Below are 17216 nucleotides of genomic sequence, written 5' to 3'. Positions count from 1 at the left end.
TTAAGGAATATAATATTAAGCTGTTGTCAGCATCAGTTTACGGGTAACCAAATCGCCATCGATCATCATTGTTACTTCAATTTGTTGGCCGGGTAAATACGACTTCAAAAGCTCGTTCACTTCTACAATAGAAGAAATCTGGTGACCCGCTACGGAATACAGCACATCTCCAACCTGAATGCCAAGCTTCTTGGCCGAGTCCGATTTGACTGAGGTAACGGTTAAACCGTCATCGGTCGGCAAACCAACGATAGCCGCATAGCTCTCTTCCAACCCGATTCCTAGGGAAGAGCGCTTCACGTAGCCGTACTTGAAGAAATGTCCCGTTACGTAGGAAACGGTATCCACCGGAATCGAAAAGCCCATGTTATCGATGCCTTCATCCACGAATTTCATGGAATTGATGCCGATGACTTCGCCTTTCATATTCACCAGCGGGCCGCCGCTATTGCCAGGGTTAATCGCGGCATCCGTCTGCAGCAGACGGTAATAGGAGGATACCGAGCGGTTCATGCCGCTGAGTACGCCCGTTGTTGCCGTGTTGCGAAGCGAGAAGGAGACAGGCGTGCCGATGGCAATAACCGTCTCGCCGACTTTCGCTTGCAGCGGCGATGCCGCAAACTTTGCTACCGGCAGCTTGGTCGCGTTGATTTTAACAAGCGCCAAATCGCTTGTTTCGTCGACATTGCTTCTTTTCCCGCTGTATTGCTTGCCGTCCGCGGTTACAACCGTAATGTTGGTCAAGTCTTTTACGACATGGGCGTTGGTCAAAATCCAGCCGTCGGCTTTCATGATAACGCCTGTCCCATGTGCCAAAACATAACGCTGATCGCCGCCGTCCGCCGGCTTGCCGATGATTCCTACAACGGAAGGAGAGACTTTGCTGACGACAGACGGTACATCTGCCGGAGGAGTGTAGGCATAAGTCTTGGTTGACGCATCGTAAGCGCCCGTACCTCCCAAAGCACTCGTCAGTGACGATGCCTTGACGTACACCTCTCCGTTAATCTTGGTCGCGCTCATTTTCATTGTTCCGGGACTTGTTGCCGTTCCCGCTGCAAACGCTGAACCGGCTACCAACAGTCCTCCCGTTAGGACGATGGCGCCTGCGCGAAGCATACTACGTTTCACTCTATCACTCTCCCAGATCCAATCAAAAACGAGAATCCATTTATAGGAAACACGTTCTAAATGTATCATGCCAAAGTACTAGACAACAAGCAGAATTTGTAAAACATAAATCTGAATGTTATGTAAAGAAATTGTTAATTCAAACATCCTTTTTCTAACGGACTAAAATCCAAAAATACGACATCATATAACCTTTTGTTCAGCTGAATTTTGACGTGATTTTTTAGACCTCTCGCAAGTGGAACACGCAATCTTGCCGCGCCTCGGGAATGCTTTCATTTGAATTGCCTAGTTTATATGCGATTTTGGTTTTTCTTTCGTAAAAATTAGATATACGCGCGACTAGAATGCTATAATAGGGACAGCCAAACCTTAGGAGGTAATAATAATGAAATTAGGCGTATTTGCCGTACTTTTCTCGCAAAAACCATTTGAAGAAGCACTCGACTATATCGCTGCCAAAGGTCTTGAAGCGGTAGAGCTTGGTACAGGCGGCTACCCTGGCAACGCGCATTGCGACCCGGATGCACTGCTTGCCGACGCCGGCAAATTGAAAGCGTTTAAACATGCGGTAGAATCGCGTGGACTGATGATCAGCGCGCTTAGCTGCCACGCTAACCCGCTTCACCCGCAAAAAGCGATTTCCAGCGCGGACGATGCGATTATTCGTAAAACCATCGAGCTGGCTAACCGCCTTGAGGTACCTGTTGTAAACACCTTCTCCGGCTGCCCTGGCGACCATGAGGATGCAAAATATCCGAACTGGCCGGTTGCTCCATGGCCAAACGATTTCCAAGAGATCCTCGCTTGGCAATGGGAGAAAAAAGTTATTCCATATTGGTCTGAAATCGGTGGTATCGCTGAGCAAAACGGCGTAAAAATCGGCCTCGAGCTGCATGGCGGCTTCTCCGTCCATACGCCTGCTACCCTGCTTCGCCTTCGCGAAGCTGCAGGCAAAGCAATTGGCGCCAACCTTGACCCCTCCCACATGTGGTGGCAAGGCATCGACCCTGTCGAAGCAATCAAAATCCTGGGCCGCGAAAATGCGATCCATCACTTCCATGCGAAGGACACTTCCATTGATTTCAACAACGTGAACAAACACGGCGTAACGGACATGCAGTCCTACACACTGATGCTGGACCGCGCTTGGCAGTTCCGCTCCGTTGGCTTTGGCCACGACCTGAAAACTTGGGCAGACATCATCAGCACGCTGCGTCTCGTTGGCTACGACTACGTTGTCAGCATCGAGCATGAAGACGGCCTGATGTCCGTTGAAGAAGGCTTCTCTAAAGCTGTTCAAAACCTGCAGCAAGTTCTGATTAAAGAGCCTGTTGGCGATATGTGGTGGGTATAATTCGATTGTGACTGGTATTCGCTGCGCAAAAGTATGTTTCTTCCGATCGCTGTTGACCGCCGGATTTCTTTGAATTAACCGCTATGCGGTTGAAATCCTCGGTCAAAGGCGAACGCTAGCGCTTCTCCAGAAACATACTTTCGCTCCGCTCACTCAATACACAAACGAATTAAAGAAGAAAGCAGAAAAACAGCCTGCCTGGCTTATGCCGGGCAGGCTGTTTGATTGGAATACGTCCGTTTATAAATGCTCGACTGATGCAAAGTCTAAAATTTGAAACTTGCCCTTTTCCCAGCTTAATATCGTCACAGAACATTCAACGATTAATTGGCTCTGTACGGTAACAAAATCAGGATGCCAAACAGTTAGTTCATTAATTGGAAAAGAATGAACCAAGAAATCCGTTATTATTCCTCCATGCGTAACAACTACAATGTTGCTTTGAAAAGGCTGCGTCTCTGCTAACTCTGTTAATAATGACGCTAATCTCTTACCCGCCTGCTTTGATGTATCGCCTATAGGCGGTATATATCCCCTCATCGGTTAATTTTACATCCCCGATTGCTTTTTCTTTTACGCCATGTCTAACAAGAAAAAATATTGTACTCATGACTAGATCACCTGCACCGTAACAGAATTAGGACAACGTCTCCCACTTCGCCCACATCTCTTGCGGGTTAAGCTCGTAGATTTCGTTCTCCCGGAACATAAACTGGTGCATGATAAATTCGCGGCGGATTGTCGCGAAATCCTGGTGGAAGCCTTTGATGAATTCGTTAAGCTCCTTCTCCGTGTATTTACGCCCCTTCTCCAGCTTGGAGATCATATACTCGAGTATAATAAGCTTTTTCTTAAGCTGAGCCGGAATAGACTTCAGCTGCCCCGCAGCAGTGATGAAGTTCTTGATCACGGACTGCCTTACGCGCTCAAATTCCTCGTTCATTTGTTCTTCTCCTCCTTTCTGTTGAGATGTCCGGTAAATCAAATTAGCCGTAGCATTAGAGCCATTCTTAATAAAGTAGTCATTTAGCGAAAAGTAGATCGTGTTCTTCTCTCTCCGTTCATTTATCAAGCTTGCTTCACGAAGCTTGGCTGCGTGATGAGTGACGGTAGCCGGCGTTACGCCAAGCTTCTCCGCCAATACCTGCCCGTTGAGCTCTCCTTCGGCAAGCAGGATCAGAAGCCGGATACGTGTCGGATCCGCTAATGCTTTATGGTAGTTCACTACCTTATCCAACTGCATGGAATCTTCCCATCCTTTCACATATCTAATTTAACATTTATCAAATTAGATGACTATTAAATAAGATAATAAAAGATCTCCTAGCATATGTCAATCGGGAAACGAAAAAGCGCCAGCCCATTTTCCTCTCGGTTCATGAGCTGGCGCTTATAAATGTAAAAAGCCTGCCGGAGAGCCGGCAGGCCTTGTATTTATGCCATCCAAACTTTAAAAATCATAATGTAGTCTATGTAAAGAAACAAAAGCAAAGCTATCGTAGTGAATCCGATTGCAAATACATTTTTCTTAGGGCGAGCTTTTACTAAACGTACAAAGCCAATCAAGATTAAAATGGTAAACGCAAGCATGAACCAGTCAAATGTATTGATGTTGCTGGTCGATTTAGCTGCTTCCTCTGCTGCCAAAAACATCGAGTGACCCCCTTTTATTCGCACGTAGCCTATATTACCTCTATGTTATCTTCAAGTGGCAAATCATGCAAGTCCGATTCAGATTTCGTAACAAGTTTGTCACGTTTTCCCACATTTGTTCTTTAAAACGTTGCCATACCAGTATACTCTGCAAGTTAATTTGTCCAATTCTGCCTCTATTTATAACTAAACATACAAAAGAGACTCTCCCTCCCTGCCGGATAAGAAGAGCCTCTCTTGCCTTACGTTTACTCCACGGCGCCTGCCGCTACGCTTTCCTCGACTGCGCGGTGCCGGTTCACCGTGCGTTCGCGGTCTCGCTCCATAATAGGCTTCAAATACTTACCCGTATAAGAGCCGGTCACTTTAACGACATCCTCAGGCGAACCTGACGCAACAATGGTGCCCCCGCCGTTTCCGCCTTCCGGTCCCAGATCGATCAGATAATCGGCTGTCTTGATCACATCGAGGTTATGCTCAATGACAAGAACCGACTCTCCGGAATCAACGAGGCGATGCAGGACCGTAAGCAGACGGTCGATATCATCGACATGAAGTCCTGTTGTTGGTTCGTCCAAAATGTATAGCGTCTTGCCGGTGCTGCGGCGGTACAGCTCGGAAGCCAGCTTCACGCGCTGCGCTTCGCCGCCCGACAAGGTGGTCGCCGGTTGGCCTAAGGTCATGTAGCCGAGACCGACATCAAGCAGAGTCTGGAGCTTCCGGTGGATACGAGGAATATTCTCGAAAAACTTCGTTGCGTCCTCGATTGTCATCTCCAGTACTTCGGCGATGTTTTTGCCCTTGTACTTCACTTCCAGGGTCTCGCGGTTATAACGCTTGCCTTTGCAAATCTCGCAAGGAACGTATACATCCGGGAGGAAATGCATCTCAATCTTGATGATGCCGTCGCCTCTGCAGGCTTCGCAGCGCCCGCCCTTCACGTTAAAGCTGAAGCGGCCTTTCTTGTATCCGCGAACCTTCGCTTCATTGGTTGTGGAGTAGAGATCGCGTACATCATCGAATACGCCCGTGTAAGTAGCCGGGTTCGAACGAGGCGTACGGCCAATCGGAGATTGGTCAATATCAATAACCTTCTCCAAATGCTCAAGACCGCGCAATTCCTTGTATTCGCCTGGACGTACCTTCGCCTTGTTCAGGTCGCGGGCTAACGTCTTATACAGAATCTCATTCACGAGCGTAGATTTGCCCGAACCGGATACGCCTGTAACGGCCGTAAAAATGCCCAGCGGGATCTTCACGTTAACGCCGCGCAGGTTATTTTCCTTGGCGCCGCGGATTTCCAGCCACTTCTCACCGGTCTTACGGCGTTCGAGCGGAACCTCGATAAACTTCTTCCCGCTCAAATATTGGCCGGTCAGCGAGTTATCGTCCTTCATAATTTCCTCAGGGCTTCCCTCGGCGGTTACCATGCCGCCGTGAATACCCGCGCCTGGCCCGATATCAATAATATAATCGGCGGCAAGCATCGTGTCTTCGTCATGCTCGACGACAATGAGCGTATTGCCAAGATTGCGCATATGCTCCAAGGTCTCGATAAGACGGTCATTATCCCGTTGATGCAGACCAATGCTTGGCTCGTCCAGTATATACAGTACGCCCATTAGACTGGATCCAATCTGCGTGGCCAGACGAATCCGCTGCGCTTCTCCGCCGGACAAAGTGCCTGCGGCACGGCTCATCGACAAATATTCCAGGCCGACGTTCACAAGGAAGCCTAATCGGCTGTTGATCTCTTTCAGGATGAGGTGAGCGATCTTCAGCTCTTTCTCGTTTAAGGTAAGGGAATCAAAGAAACGCTGCGCTTCGCCAATCGATAACGAGGTTACAAAGGAAATATTTTGTCCGTTAATCGTAACGGCAAGGCTTTCTTTCTTCAAACGATGACCTTTGCAGGTACCGCATGGCTTCGCGCTCATATAAGCTTCGATGTATTCGCGGATGCCTTCGGATGCCGTCTCCCGGTAGCGGCGCTCCAGATTATGAACAATTCCTTCGAAAGGAACGTAAGCTTCCTTCCGGTGGCCAAAGTCGTTCTCGTACAGGAACCGTACACGCTCGCCGCCCGTGCCGAACATCAGCTTCTTCATCTGATCGGCCGTCAGATCCGATACCGGTACGTCTTGCGGAATATGGTAATGCTGGCACACTGCGCTCAGGAATTGCGGGTAGTAATTGGACGTGCTTCCCGCCCATGCTTCGAACGCTCCATCGCTAATCGCTTTGCTAGAGTCCGGAACAAGCAGGTCAGGGTCAACAATCATCTTCACGCCAAGACCGTCGCATTCCGGGCAGGCACCGTACGGACTGTTGAAAGAGAACATGCGGGGAGCCAGCTCCTCAATACTGAAGCCGCATTCCGGACAAGCCAGGTTGGAGCTGAAGAGCAGCTCCTCTTGGTCAATAATATCAACAATAACACGGCCGTCGGCCAGCTTCAGCGCAGTCTCCAAGGAATCCGCCAATCGGCCTTGAATATCCGCCTTCACCACGATACGGTCGATAACCACTTCAATATTATGCTTCTTGTTCTTCTCGAGCTCGATCTTCTCGCCAAGCTCCCGAAGCTCGCCATTTACCCGGACGCGGACATAGCCCTGTTTCTGGATATCGGCAAGCAGCTTGGTATGCTCGCCTTTACGGCCGGAAACAAGCGGAGCCAGAATTTGCAGCTTCGTCCTCTCCGGATATTCCATAATGCGGTCAACCATCTGCTCTACGGTCTGCGAAGTAATCTCGATGCCATGATCCGGGCAATGCGGTCTTCCGACCCGGGCATAAAGCAAACGCAAATAATCGTAAATTTCCGTTACCGTACCCACCGTCGATCGCGGGTTGCGGCTTGTTGTCTTCTGGTCAATGGAAATCGCCGGAGACAAGCCGTCAATGGAATCGACATCCGGTTTCTCCATCTGTCCGAGAAACTGCCGGGCATAAGCGGACAACGACTCTACGTATCTGCGCTGGCCTTCGGCATAAATCGTATCGAAAGCAAGCGAGGATTTACCGGAGCCGCTTAGTCCCGTCAGCACGACAAATTTGTCGCGCGGTATGGTAACATCGATATTTTTCAAATTGTGGGCTCGAGCCCCTTTGATTACAATCTTGTCGCTAGCCACTTCTTACGTTCCTCCCATTCCTTGTCTCTAGCCCATCTCCGCTTTCAGTTCCAGCAAAGCGTCACGCAGCTCCGCGGCTCTCTCGAACTGCAGATTCTTCGCCGCGTCCTTCATCTCGGCTTCCAGCCTTTGCAGCAAAGCTTGGCGTTCCTTCTTCGACATCTTCTCGGAGCCTACGCCAGTCAAATATTCCGACTTCTCCTCGGCCACTTTCGTCGCCTTTATATCATCATGCACTTTCTTGCGGATCGTCTGAGGCGTAATGCCATGCTCTTCGTTATATGCGATTTGGATGGTACGGCGGCGCTCGGTCTCCTTAAGCGCCTTATCCATGGAATCGGTAATCTTATCCCCGTACATGATAACCCGGCCATCGCTATTGCGCGCAGCTCTGCCAATCGTCTGAATGAGCGAGCGTTCGGAACGAAGGAAGCCTTCTTTGTCCGCATCCAATATCGCAACAAGGGATACTTCCGGTAAATCGAGACCCTCCCTCAAGAGGTTAATCCCCACAAGCACATGGAATGTGCCGAGACGCAGGTCGCGAAGGATGGCGATCCTCTCCAGCGTCTTTATATCCGAGTGCAAATAACGCACTTTGATGCCGATTTCTTTGAAATAATCCGTCAGGTCCTCGGCCATCTTCTTCGTCAGCGTGGTGACAAGGACGCGTTCATCCTTGGCTATCCGGTCGCGGATCTCGATTAACAGATCATCGATTTGCCCTTTCGTCGGACGAACCTCAATAATCGGATCCAGCAGGCCTGTCGGACGGATAATCTGTTCAACCATCGTTGGACAGTGTTCCAGCTCGTAAGGTCCCGGTGTCGCCGACACATAAATCTGCTGTTTGGCCTTCTCCTCGAATTCCTCGAAGCGCAGCGGCCGGTTATCCAGCGCGGACGGCAGACGGAAGCCGTGATTAACGAGCATTTCCTTCCGCGCGCGGTCACCATTGTACATAGCCCTAATCTGCGGCAGGGTAACATGCGATTCGTCAATGACGATCAGCATATCGTCCGGAAAATAATCCATCAGCGTATACGGCGTTGCCCCGCGCTCCCGGAAGGTCAAAGGTCCCGAATAGTTCTCGATGCCGGAACAGAAGCCCATTTCCGCCATCATCTCGAGGTCGTAACGAGTGCGCTGCTCCAGACGCTGCGCTTCCAGCAGCTTGCCTTCCTCCCGCAGCTCCGCAAGACGTTCCTCCAGCTCACGCTCGATATTGCCAAGGGCAATCTTCATGGTTTCTTCATGGGTAACGAAGTGAGACGCCGGGAAGATGGCAACATGATCGCGTTCGCTTACAATCTCGCCGGTAAGCACATCGATTTCCGTAATCCGTTCGATCTCGTCGCCAAACAGCTCGACCCGGATCGCCCGTTCATTGTTGGCAACCGGAAAAATCTCTACGATATCGCCGCGGACGCGGAACGTACCGCGGATAAAGTTAATGTCATTGCGCTGGTACTGAATATCCACCAGCTTATGAAGGATCGTATCTCTGGACTTCTCCATGCCTACCCGCAGCGACAAGACCAGACTGCCGTACTCGGAAGGCGAACCGAGACCGTAAATGCAGGAAACGCTCGCTACGATAATGACGTCCCTGCGTTCGAACAAGGAACTGGTCGCGGAGTGGCGCAGCTTGTCGATCTCGTCGTTAATGCTGGAATCCTTCTCAATGTAGGTGTCTGTAGATGGAATATAGGCCTCAGGCTGAAAATAATCATAATAGCTGACAAAATAACTTACTGCATTGTCCGGGAAAAATTCCTTAAACTCGCTGCACAGCTGTGCCGCGAGCGTCTTGTTGTGGGCAATAACCAGCGTCGGCCGGTTAAGCTGCGCTATCGTATTGGCAATCGTATACGTCTTTCCCGTCCCCGTCGCGCCAAGCAGGGTCTGCTTGGCTTCTCCGTTTTTCACGCCTTCAACAAGTTTTCTGATGGCTCCCGGCTGATCGCCCTGCGGCGTGTAATCCGACTTTAATTGAAATAATTGCTCCGAAATCTCATTCACTTGCGTCATCCACCCCGTTTCCCTTACTCATCAATCATTATAGTCAATATATATAAGCGTAAACGGCATCAACGTCCTTGAAACTTAGAAGAAGCAAGCAACCGTCTCGCGGCCAAATCGATACGCGCACAGCATATCCGAATGTGTGTTCCCCTCTATTATAGACGTCTATAGAGGCTGATGCAAACATAAAATCAAAGGGCTTTCCCCAAGCAGCCGCCCAGGAAAAGCCCCGTTTCTATTCAGACATTCAAAGTACCCGAGCGGTCTTCATCCTCCGCGTAAACGCCGCGGCTGCGCTTTGCCGTCCTTGCGCGGCGCAGTAGATCGATCAGCGTTGCCGGCTCCGCCGCAGCATAATAAGTCGCCCGCTCATCAGGAGATAAGATAACCCCGAGCTGATGATGCTCCCCTTCATAACGGGCCCGCTGAACAAACTTGATCTCGCCGTCTCTGTTCAGCACCTCAAGCTTATACATCGCCGAATTGTTTTGCAGCGCTTCGTGAAGGTCTTCTTTCGTGAACACCTTGATGCCGTTCACCTTCGAAATAATCTCGCCGGCGTGCAGCTTCATTCCCTCAGCCGGCGTACCCGGCACGATACCCAGAATACGCAAGCCGCGATGATCATTCACGTATAGCGGGCTTTGCGCGGATTCCACGACACGGCTGCGCCAGATGATAGCCTCATGCAGAAGCAGCGAACATAAAGCGGCAAGCGGCAGCAGGGCCGGCAGCCACCAGGCGAGCAGCGCCGCACAGGTCAGCAGCAGGCTGTACCACATAAGCCCTTTTGCCGCATGGCGGGCTTTCGTCTCAGGCAGCATGGTACGGGTCATTTCGCTGAAGCCGATAATCATCGGCAAGGCCACAACGGTCCAGCCCTGCGTCCAATCGCCGCCGAATAATGGCGTCCAAGGCAGATCCACAACCGATGTCCCTCCGGTTGCCGGCACGAGCAGCAGCAGCGGAACAGGCCAGAAGCCCTGCAGCATATAGCCGCCTACTAGCTTCCCCCGCTTCCCCTCGAGGAAAAGCGGAGTAGCCAGCTTGCTTCCTTGTCTCCGGACAAGGAAGGCTTCTACAAGATGAAGAAGCGCCACCAGTACGAAAATCCCCGGCATATCAAGTCCGGCAAGCGAGGTCGCTGCGTCTCCGAGCCATCCGCCGCTATTCTCGAGCGAAGTGAAACCGACGATCCATTGCAGGAGCGCCAATGCTCCCGCACCGTAAGCAAAGCACAGATAGCGGATGCGGAACATGAGCAGCACAACCGCAGAACCCCATAGCCATAAAACAGCGTCCCCGGTTAGAGTTATGCCGATAAAGGCTCCTGCCACGGAAGCGAGCAACCCGGCCGCAAGTCCGGTTAGAGCCGCCTTGGCCACCAGCCGCGGCCAGATGTGCAGCCTCACGGCGAACATCCGTCTTTCCAGACTGATCTGCCGCGTGTACTGAAGGATAATAAATAATACAGCAATATAATAAAAAGGCTGCGCAAGCAAATGTACAAATGCCCGGCCGAACTGGTCTAGTAATGCATGGACTGCATCCAATCGCCACACTCCCATCCTCATCCAAAATAAAAGGCTGACTCAACTTAGGAGCCAACCTTTTATAAATTCGCCGTTTCGTCTTTATTTCCTGCTGACCGCCCGGATAGCTTCCAGCAGCTGCTTATCGTTCTTCTGGTCTTTAATCCATTTCACTACGGCCTGCTCCAAAGACGACGCCGTCTTCGTGTCGATTTCGCCTGTTACCGGCAGTCCGGACGCATTCTGGAAATCCTTAACGGCCTGCTCCGTAGAAGGATTGAAATAGCCGTCCTCCCGCTGCGTCGCGTAGCCAAGGCCGGACAGCATGACCTGCGCGTTCCGGATCTGCTCGCCCAGCATATCCTTGCGCAAGGTCTCCGTTAAGGTAAGCCTTGCCACCGTATACAGCTTCGGCGGCTGTACTTCCACCGTTGGCTTGATCCCCTTCTGATGAATCCAATTGCCATCCGGCGTCAGCCATTTCGCAATCGTCATTTTCACCAGGCTGCCATCCCCAAGCGTCTTGTTATAGCTGACTTGTACCGTTCCTTTACCGTAGGAGGTTTCCCCTACGAGAGTGGCCCCGGCCCGCTCCTGCAGGGCCCCGGCGAGAATCTCGGAAGCGCTCGCGCTTCCTTTGTTCATCAGCACGGCAATCGGATACGTCTTGCCGCCGCCCTGCGAGGTTGTTTTCTCGCGGTGGCCGTCGCGGTCTTCGACCTGCACGATCGTCTCGCCCTTCGGTATGAACTGCTGCGCGATATCAACCACAACCGGCAGAATACCGCCCGGATCGTTCCGCACGTCAATAACAAGACCCTTCATGCCTTGTTTCTCCAGCTTGGCGAGCTCTTCCTTGAAACGGTCCGCCGTGTTAAGGGAGAACTGGCGAATCTCAATCACGCCTACGCCGTCGCTGCGCAGATTCGCGTATACCGTCTCTACATCAATGTCGTCGCGGACAAGGATGAGATCGATCGGCTGGGTATTGCCTGCACGCTCAATCCGAAGCTTCGCTTTCGTCCCCCTGGGACCACGGATCTTCGCGACTGCATCATTTAACGTTAAGCCGTCCAGCTTCTCGCCGTTGACCGATAAGACGACATCCTTGGCGAGCAGTCCGGCGCGTTCTGCCGGCGAGCCTTTGATTGGCGCGACCACAACGACTTTTCCTTTTTCGAGCGTAACCTCGGCTCCAATGCCTGAGAACGACCCTTCGATAGACTCGGAAAACTGCTTGGCGACATCCTTTTCCATATAGACGGAATAAGGATCGTCAAGCGATTCCATCATCCCTCTGACCGCCCCGTCCACCAGCTCGTCCCGGTCGATATCCTTGAAATATTTGGTTTCGATTAACCCCAGAACCGCATTAATCTTCGACTCTTCCTTCTTGCTGAGCCCGCTTCCTTCGCTTGACGCGGCAGCCGACACGGAAGCCTGCTTGCCGTTAGCCCAGAAGACCTGGTCGCCTATCGTTAATGTTACGAGCACCGATGCCACCATTGTCATCAGAAGAAGGACAAACACGGTTCTTCCTTTAAAATACACGTTCGACACCACCCTATCCTTAACGCTAACCTGTTTTGAAGTGAACCTCACTAGTATATGATAAGCTGTCCATATTTATTTACAACTCTTCCTAATGCAGGAGAAGGCATACTCGCGAATAAACGGAACAATTCCGCATTCCCGGTATGCCTTCCAAGCAAAAGTTATTTCAAATAGCCCGCCGGATCAACCGCTACCTGGTTTTTCCGGACTTCGAAGTGAAGATGCGGTCCTGTCGAATCGCCGGTATTTCCGGACTCCGCGATTTTCTCGCCCTTCTTCACGCTTTGGCCTTTTTCCACCATAATGCCTCCATTGCGGAGATGGCCGTACAACGTCCATAGGCCGTTGCCATGATCGATAATAATCGTATTGCCGTATCCGCTCCATACTTGGGCAACGATAACAACGCCCGATTCGGCGGCGTAAACATCCGTGCCCTGCGGCACTGCGAAGTCAATGCCGGCATGAAGCTTCTTCACATGGGTAATCGGATGGATCCGGTAGCCGAAGTTCGAGCTGATCCGGTAATTGCTGCGAAGCGGCATCCCCAGCTTGCCGCCGGAGTATGGCTTTTTGATCGCGTTTTTCTTCTTGTTCAGATCGGATACTTTCTTCGCAAGGGCAAGCAGCTGCTGCTCCTGCTCCTCGCTGATATCCTCGAGCTCTTCCATTTCCTTGTTGTAGTTCGCGATGAGGACTTCCTTTTCTTCCTCTTTTTCATCCAGCTCCCCTTTGTACTTCTGGAGCTTGGTATACATCGTCTTTACTTCTCCAAGAGCCGTTTCGACGTTTGCTTTCTTCTCCTCTACCATCGCCTGATCCTTCTTGTGCTGCTCGAGAATCGTGCGGTCCTGGCTCAAAATGGAGTGAAGCGAATCAAACCGGTCAAGAAAATCCGAGAAGCTGGTGGCGCTGAACAGGACCTCAAGGTAAGAAACCGCGCCGTTCTCATACATCAGCTTGAGGCGGGATTGAAGCAGCTCGTCCCGCTCCTTCACCTGCTCTATGGCCGTGTCCAGCTCCTTGGCAGCCTTCTGAAGCTCTGCTTCCTTCGTATCCACTTGGTCTTGCACGTAATTGAGGTTGTCCGCAACCTGATCCAATTGCGCGTTTAGTTTAAGGATGGCCTGCTGGGCATCTTCCTTCTTCACGGCAATATCCGCCTTCTTGGCATCGGCATTTTTGGCGATTTTCTGCGCCTCTTCAATCTGTTTCTTTGCCGCGGCAAGATCCTTGTTGATTTTATCTATGGAGGATGCGGCATTTCCGCCAACAGGCTGCAACAAAAACACAGTCAGCATCGTTAGGACGATAAACCCTTTTTTCACACTCACCTGCGCGGTCACCTACACTTTCAAATATTTTCGAACGGATAACGTACTTCCCCATACGCCAATCAAGGTACCGAGACCCATAAGCAGGACGGTGATTTTCCATCCCAAATCCTCTACCGGTATAAGCTTGATCATCAGCAGACCCAATTCCATTTCGTTCATGTTCACCAGCTTCGAGTAGGCCAGCAGCACAACGATGGTCGTAATGCCCGAAGCCACAATTCCGATCAAGGCGCCTTCTACGAAGAACGGCCAGCGGATGAACGAGTTCGTCGCCCCTACCAGCTTCATAATGCCAATCTCGCGCCGTCTTGCCAGAATCGTCATTTTGATCGTTGTGGAGATCAGGAACATCGCGGTTATGCCTAGGCCGATAACGATAACAAGACCGATATTGCGGATCGCATTCGTAATCTTGAACATCTTCTCGACCGTGCCTTGGCCGTATTTGACGCTTGTAATCGGCTTCGTCTTATCGGCGTTGTTCAACGCCGAAATCTCGTCTGCCGTCACCCCTATGTTCTGAGGGTCAAACACCTCGACGGTAAAGGAATCGGGCAGCGGGTTGCTGTCTTTATCGTAGCCGTCTAACAAGGCATCGCCGTCTTTGCCGAGGTTTTTGCGAAGCAGCTCGAGCCCTTCCTCCTTGGACACGAATTCGACTTTGCTGACGTCGGAGAGCTTGCGGATTTTGTTCTCCAGCTCATTGGCCTTCTGCTGATCGATATCGGTCTGCAGGTAGACGCGGATTTGCACCTGGCTCTCGATATTCGAAGCCATGCTGTCGATGTTCAGTGCCAACAGGACGAATACGCCAAGCAGGAACAGCGAGAAAAAGATCGAGCTGATCGAAGCGAAGGACATCCAACCGTTGCGGATGATGTTCTTGAAGCCTTCGCGGCAGTGGCGGAGGAGCGTGCTAATTCTCATACCCGTACTCCCCTCTTGCTTCGTCACGGGCAATGTTGCCGTTCTCGATGGCGATGACGCGTTTGCGCATCGTGTTCACGATTTCTTTGTTGTGCGTAGCCATTACGATTGTTGCTCCGCGGAAGTTGATCTCCTCGAGAAGATTCATAATGCCCCACGAGGTCTCCGGATCCAGGTTGCCGGTCGGCTCGTCCGCTACGATAACGGTTGGGTTGTTGACGATGGCGCGAGCGATAGCGACACGCTGCTGCTCGCCGCCGGACAGCTGGGCCGGCAGGCTGGAATGCTTATGCTTAAGTCCGACAAGGTCGAGCACTTCCATCGTCCGCTTTTTGATAAGGCGGCGCGGCGCTTCGATAACTTCCATGGCGAAGGCTACGTTTTCGTAGATCGTGAGCTTCGGAAGCAGTCGGAAATCTTGGAATATAACGCCGATATTGCGTCTAACGTACGGGATTTTACGGGGTTTGAGCTTGCCAATATTGAAACCGTTGACGGAGATTTGGCCTTTCGTTGGCACTTCTTCACGGTAGATCAGCTTCATGAAGGTAGATTTGCCGGCGCCGGACGGGCCGACGAGGTAAACGAATTCATTGCGATCTATTCGAACGGATACGCCGCGCAGGGCGTGAGTACCGTCGGTGTAAGTCTTCCATATGTCTTGCATCTCTATCAACATTATCACATCCTGTTTTTTATCAGTCTTACTAATTCGACAAGGATGTACGAAATCCTTCATATTGGGTCTTATTTCCTCATTTTTCACAATTCTCATAAACCATTGAATCGTTGATTTCCCTGGAAATAGGCCTTGCTTTCGACAAACAGAGCCTGTCGTCTATTGGCGAAATTGAACAATAACCGGCAAATGACAAGTACCTTTCAACACCTGCATATACATGAAACATTGCCATTTTGAACGGAAAGGGTGGTCTTATCATGTGGAAAAAGCTGCACTTGTGGGTCATTATCGTGTTTGCGCTGCTCTTGGTCGCATCCGTCGGCTACGGCGCCCTATCCTATTATTCCGGGCAGGATACCGTACCCGAGAAGGTTACGGCCGGAGGGGTAGATATCGGGGGGCTGTCCATAGACGATGCGCTGAAAAAGCTGGATCAATACGAGCAGCTGCTGGAGAGCCGTACGGTTACCGTCGAGGGAAACGCCGAAGCTAAGGCGGAGGGCAGCCAAACGTGGAAGGCGGCAGAGATCGGCTATAACGCTGAGTTCGTCGGGGTGAAGGAGGAGCTTAAAAAGCTTCGCGCCGGAAATGTATGGACCCGCTCGAAATTCCGCTATCATTTCCCCGCTTCCTTTGAGCTGAAGCAAAGCTATGATCCGGCCGTCTTCGACAAGCTTGTCCGCGCGGAGTTCGATTGGATTGACGCCAATAAGCCCGTAAATGCCACGCGTAAAATAACGGACAACGACGAGGTCGTCTACACGGCCCACACCGACGCTTACCGGATCGACGTTGGACCATTGGAGGAAAAGGTGGCTTCGTGGATCACCGTGCCCGAAGGCCAGCTCGGCAGAGAGCCGGAGCAAGCGCTGACCGTACCGCTTGGCGTAAAGACGGTTCATCCGGAGATTACGCTGGAGAAGCTGAAGGATGAAGGCATCGACCGCAAAATCATGGAGTTCACAACCGACTTTGCAACAAGCGCCGAAGGCCGGGCCTACAACGTAACCTCAACAGCCAAGGCGTTAAATGATTGGGTGCTTAAGCCTGGAGAGGTGTTCTCGTACGGAGACGTAGTCGCGAAGACCGAAAAGGAATACGGCTATAAGGAAGCGCCCGTTATTTCGAACGGCAGGCTTGTGCCGGGTATTGGAGGCGGGATCTGCCAGGTGTCCAGTACGCTGTACAACGCGATTATCCGCACGGCCGGGATAGATATCGTAGAACGGCGCAATCACTCCCTGCCCGTCGCTTATCTGCCGAAAGGCCAGGATGCCACCTTCGCATCCGGCTCGATCGATTTCCGTTTCCGTAACTCGACCGGCAAACAGCTGATCATCCGTACGGTTGTGGAGAACCGCAAGCTGACGGTGAAGCTCTTCGGGACGATGCCGGAGAATATCCGCTACGACATTGATTCAAACATCGTCAAGACGGTGCAGCCTGCCGTGCAAAAGGTAACGGACAAATCGCTCGGCGCAGGGCAAAGCGTTACCGTTCAGAAAGGCTCCGTTGGTTACGTAGTGGATACGTACCGGACCATGTACAAAGACGGCAAACAGGTCTCCCGCGAGAGGATCTCGCATGACACGTACAGAGCGCAGCCAATCGTTGTTCACGTTGCCGCAGGCGCCGGCGGTTCGTCCGGCTCGCAAAGCTCGGGCGGCGTGGTTGAGGATGGGATTTGATAGTATGTTACTCCGCTCGAATGCATCATCACGGCGCGTATCACATTGCACGACATGCAATATACTTATTCCCACTAGATCATACAGACAATTTATAATGTATGAAATGCAGGATATTTACTCTATATGAAGTCCTGACATGCTAAATTAGACAGATATCCTGCACTTTGTGCAGGATATCTTCTGTTACTGG

Annotated in this window: 13 protein-coding genes; 2 read left to right on the top strand and 11 right to left on the bottom strand. The window is 51.4% G+C overall.

The genetic code is table 11. The annotated features are described in order from the left end of the window. Window positions 1-15 precede the first annotated feature (15 nt). On the bottom strand, window positions 16-1131 hold the full coding sequence (locus tag EV294_RS17315) for a S1C family serine protease (RefSeq protein ID WP_132308915.1): 1116 nt from the start codon (window positions 1129-1131) through the stop codon (window positions 16-18). 388 nt (window positions 1132-1519) lie between these two features. Here EV294_RS17315 and EV294_RS17310 point away from each other — a divergent pair, with 388 nt between their 5' ends. After that, the gene (locus EV294_RS17310; RefSeq protein WP_132308913.1) at window positions 1520-2488 is read left to right on the top strand and encodes a sugar phosphate isomerase/epimerase family protein; all 969 of its coding nucleotides are present in this window, start codon (window positions 1520-1522) and stop codon (window positions 2486-2488) included. A gap of 240 nt (window positions 2489-2728) precedes the next feature. Here the strand turns inward: EV294_RS17310 and EV294_RS17305 are convergent, their stop codons facing one another. The 10 genes from EV294_RS17305 to ftsE form a co-directional block, all read right to left on the bottom strand. After that, window positions 2729-3028 carry a histidine phosphatase family protein gene (locus EV294_RS17305; protein ID WP_243711688.1) on the bottom strand — a complete coding sequence of 100 codons (300 nt, stop codon included), beginning with the start codon at window positions 3026-3028 and terminating at the stop codon, window positions 2729-2731. Window positions 3029-3125: 97 nt separating this feature from the next. After that, window positions 3126-3731 carry a DUF2087 domain-containing protein gene (locus EV294_RS17300; protein ID WP_132308911.1) on the bottom strand — a complete coding sequence of 202 codons (606 nt, stop codon included), beginning with the start codon at window positions 3729-3731 and terminating at the stop codon, window positions 3126-3128. Between the two features lie 191 nt (window positions 3732-3922). Then, window positions 3923-4141: a hypothetical protein gene (locus EV294_RS17295; RefSeq protein ID WP_116393576.1), complete on the bottom strand. Its 219-nt coding sequence runs from the start codon at window positions 4139-4141 to the stop codon at window positions 3923-3925. Between the two features lie 248 nt (window positions 4142-4389). After that, on the bottom strand, window positions 4390-7278 hold the full coding sequence (gene uvrA, locus EV294_RS17290) for an excinuclease ABC subunit UvrA (protein WP_132308909.1): 2889 nt from the start codon (window positions 7276-7278) through the stop codon (window positions 4390-4392). A gap of 27 nt (window positions 7279-7305) precedes the next feature. Next, on the bottom strand, window positions 7306-9309 hold the full coding sequence (uvrB, locus tag EV294_RS17285; RefSeq protein WP_207918159.1) for an excinuclease ABC subunit UvrB: 2004 nt from the start codon (window positions 9307-9309) through the stop codon (window positions 7306-7308). A 233-nt stretch (window positions 9310-9542) separates the two neighbouring features. Continuing rightward, on the bottom strand, window positions 9543-10865 hold the full coding sequence (locus EV294_RS17280; RefSeq protein ID WP_243711687.1) for a PDZ domain-containing protein: 1323 nt from the start codon (window positions 10863-10865) through the stop codon (window positions 9543-9545). 72 nt (window positions 10866-10937) lie between these two features. Beyond that, window positions 10938-12386: a S41 family peptidase gene (locus EV294_RS17275; RefSeq protein WP_132308905.1), complete on the bottom strand. Its 1449-nt coding sequence runs from the start codon at window positions 12384-12386 to the stop codon at window positions 10938-10940. A gap of 164 nt (window positions 12387-12550) precedes the next feature. Next, window positions 12551-13723: a murein hydrolase activator EnvC family protein gene (locus tag EV294_RS17270; RefSeq protein ID WP_132308903.1), complete on the bottom strand. Its 1173-nt coding sequence runs from the start codon at window positions 13721-13723 to the stop codon at window positions 12551-12553. A gap of 12 nt (window positions 13724-13735) precedes the next feature. Continuing rightward, complete coding sequence (gene ftsX, locus EV294_RS17265; protein WP_132308901.1) at window positions 13736-14653, bottom strand: permease-like cell division protein FtsX; 918 nt, start codon at window positions 14651-14653, stop codon at window positions 13736-13738. After that, on the bottom strand, window positions 14643-15329 hold the full coding sequence (ftsE, locus tag EV294_RS17260; RefSeq protein WP_132308981.1) for a cell division ATP-binding protein FtsE: 687 nt from the start codon (window positions 15327-15329) through the stop codon (window positions 14643-14645). The genes ftsX and ftsE overlap by 11 nt, the downstream gene beginning before the upstream one ends. Before the next feature lie 263 nt (window positions 15330-15592). Here ftsE and EV294_RS17255 point away from each other — a divergent pair, with 263 nt between their 5' ends. Continuing rightward, window positions 15593-17023, top strand: coding sequence for a VanW family protein (locus tag EV294_RS17255; RefSeq protein ID WP_132308899.1), 1431 nt, complete (start codon window positions 15593-15595; stop codon window positions 17021-17023). The last annotated feature ends 193 nt before the right edge of the window (window positions 17024-17216 follow it).

The sequence above is a fragment of the Paenibacillus sp. BK033 genome, assembly GCF_004345425.1.
Lineage (GTDB): Bacteria > Bacillota > Bacilli > Paenibacillales > Paenibacillaceae > Pristimantibacillus.
This window is presented reverse-complemented; position numbering and strand designations above follow the sequence as displayed.

Coding starts and splice junctions, on each gene's coding strand:
- EV294_RS17310 (WP_132308913.1), top strand. CDS start 1,520: ATGAAATTAGGCGTATTTGCCGTACTTTTCTCGCAAAAACCATTTGAA.
- EV294_RS17305 (WP_243711688.1), bottom strand. CDS start 3,028: ATGAGGGGATATATACCGCCTATAGGCGATACATCAAAGCAGGCGGGT.
- EV294_RS17300 (WP_132308911.1), bottom strand. CDS start 3,731: ATGCAGTTGGATAAGGTAGTGAACTACCATAAAGCATTAGCGGATCCG.
- EV294_RS17295 (WP_116393576.1), bottom strand. CDS start 4,141: ATGTTTTTGGCAGCAGAGGAAGCAGCTAAATCGACCAGCAACATCAAT.
- uvrB (WP_207918159.1), bottom strand. CDS start 9,309: ATGACGCAAGTGAATGAGATTTCGGAGCAATTATTTCAATTAAAGTCG.
- ftsX (WP_132308901.1), bottom strand. CDS start 14,653: ATGAGAATTAGCACGCTCCTCCGCCACTGCCGCGAAGGCTTCAAGAAC.
- EV294_RS17255 (WP_132308899.1), top strand. CDS start 15,593: ATGTGGAAAAAGCTGCACTTGTGGGTCATTATCGTGTTTGCGCTGCTC.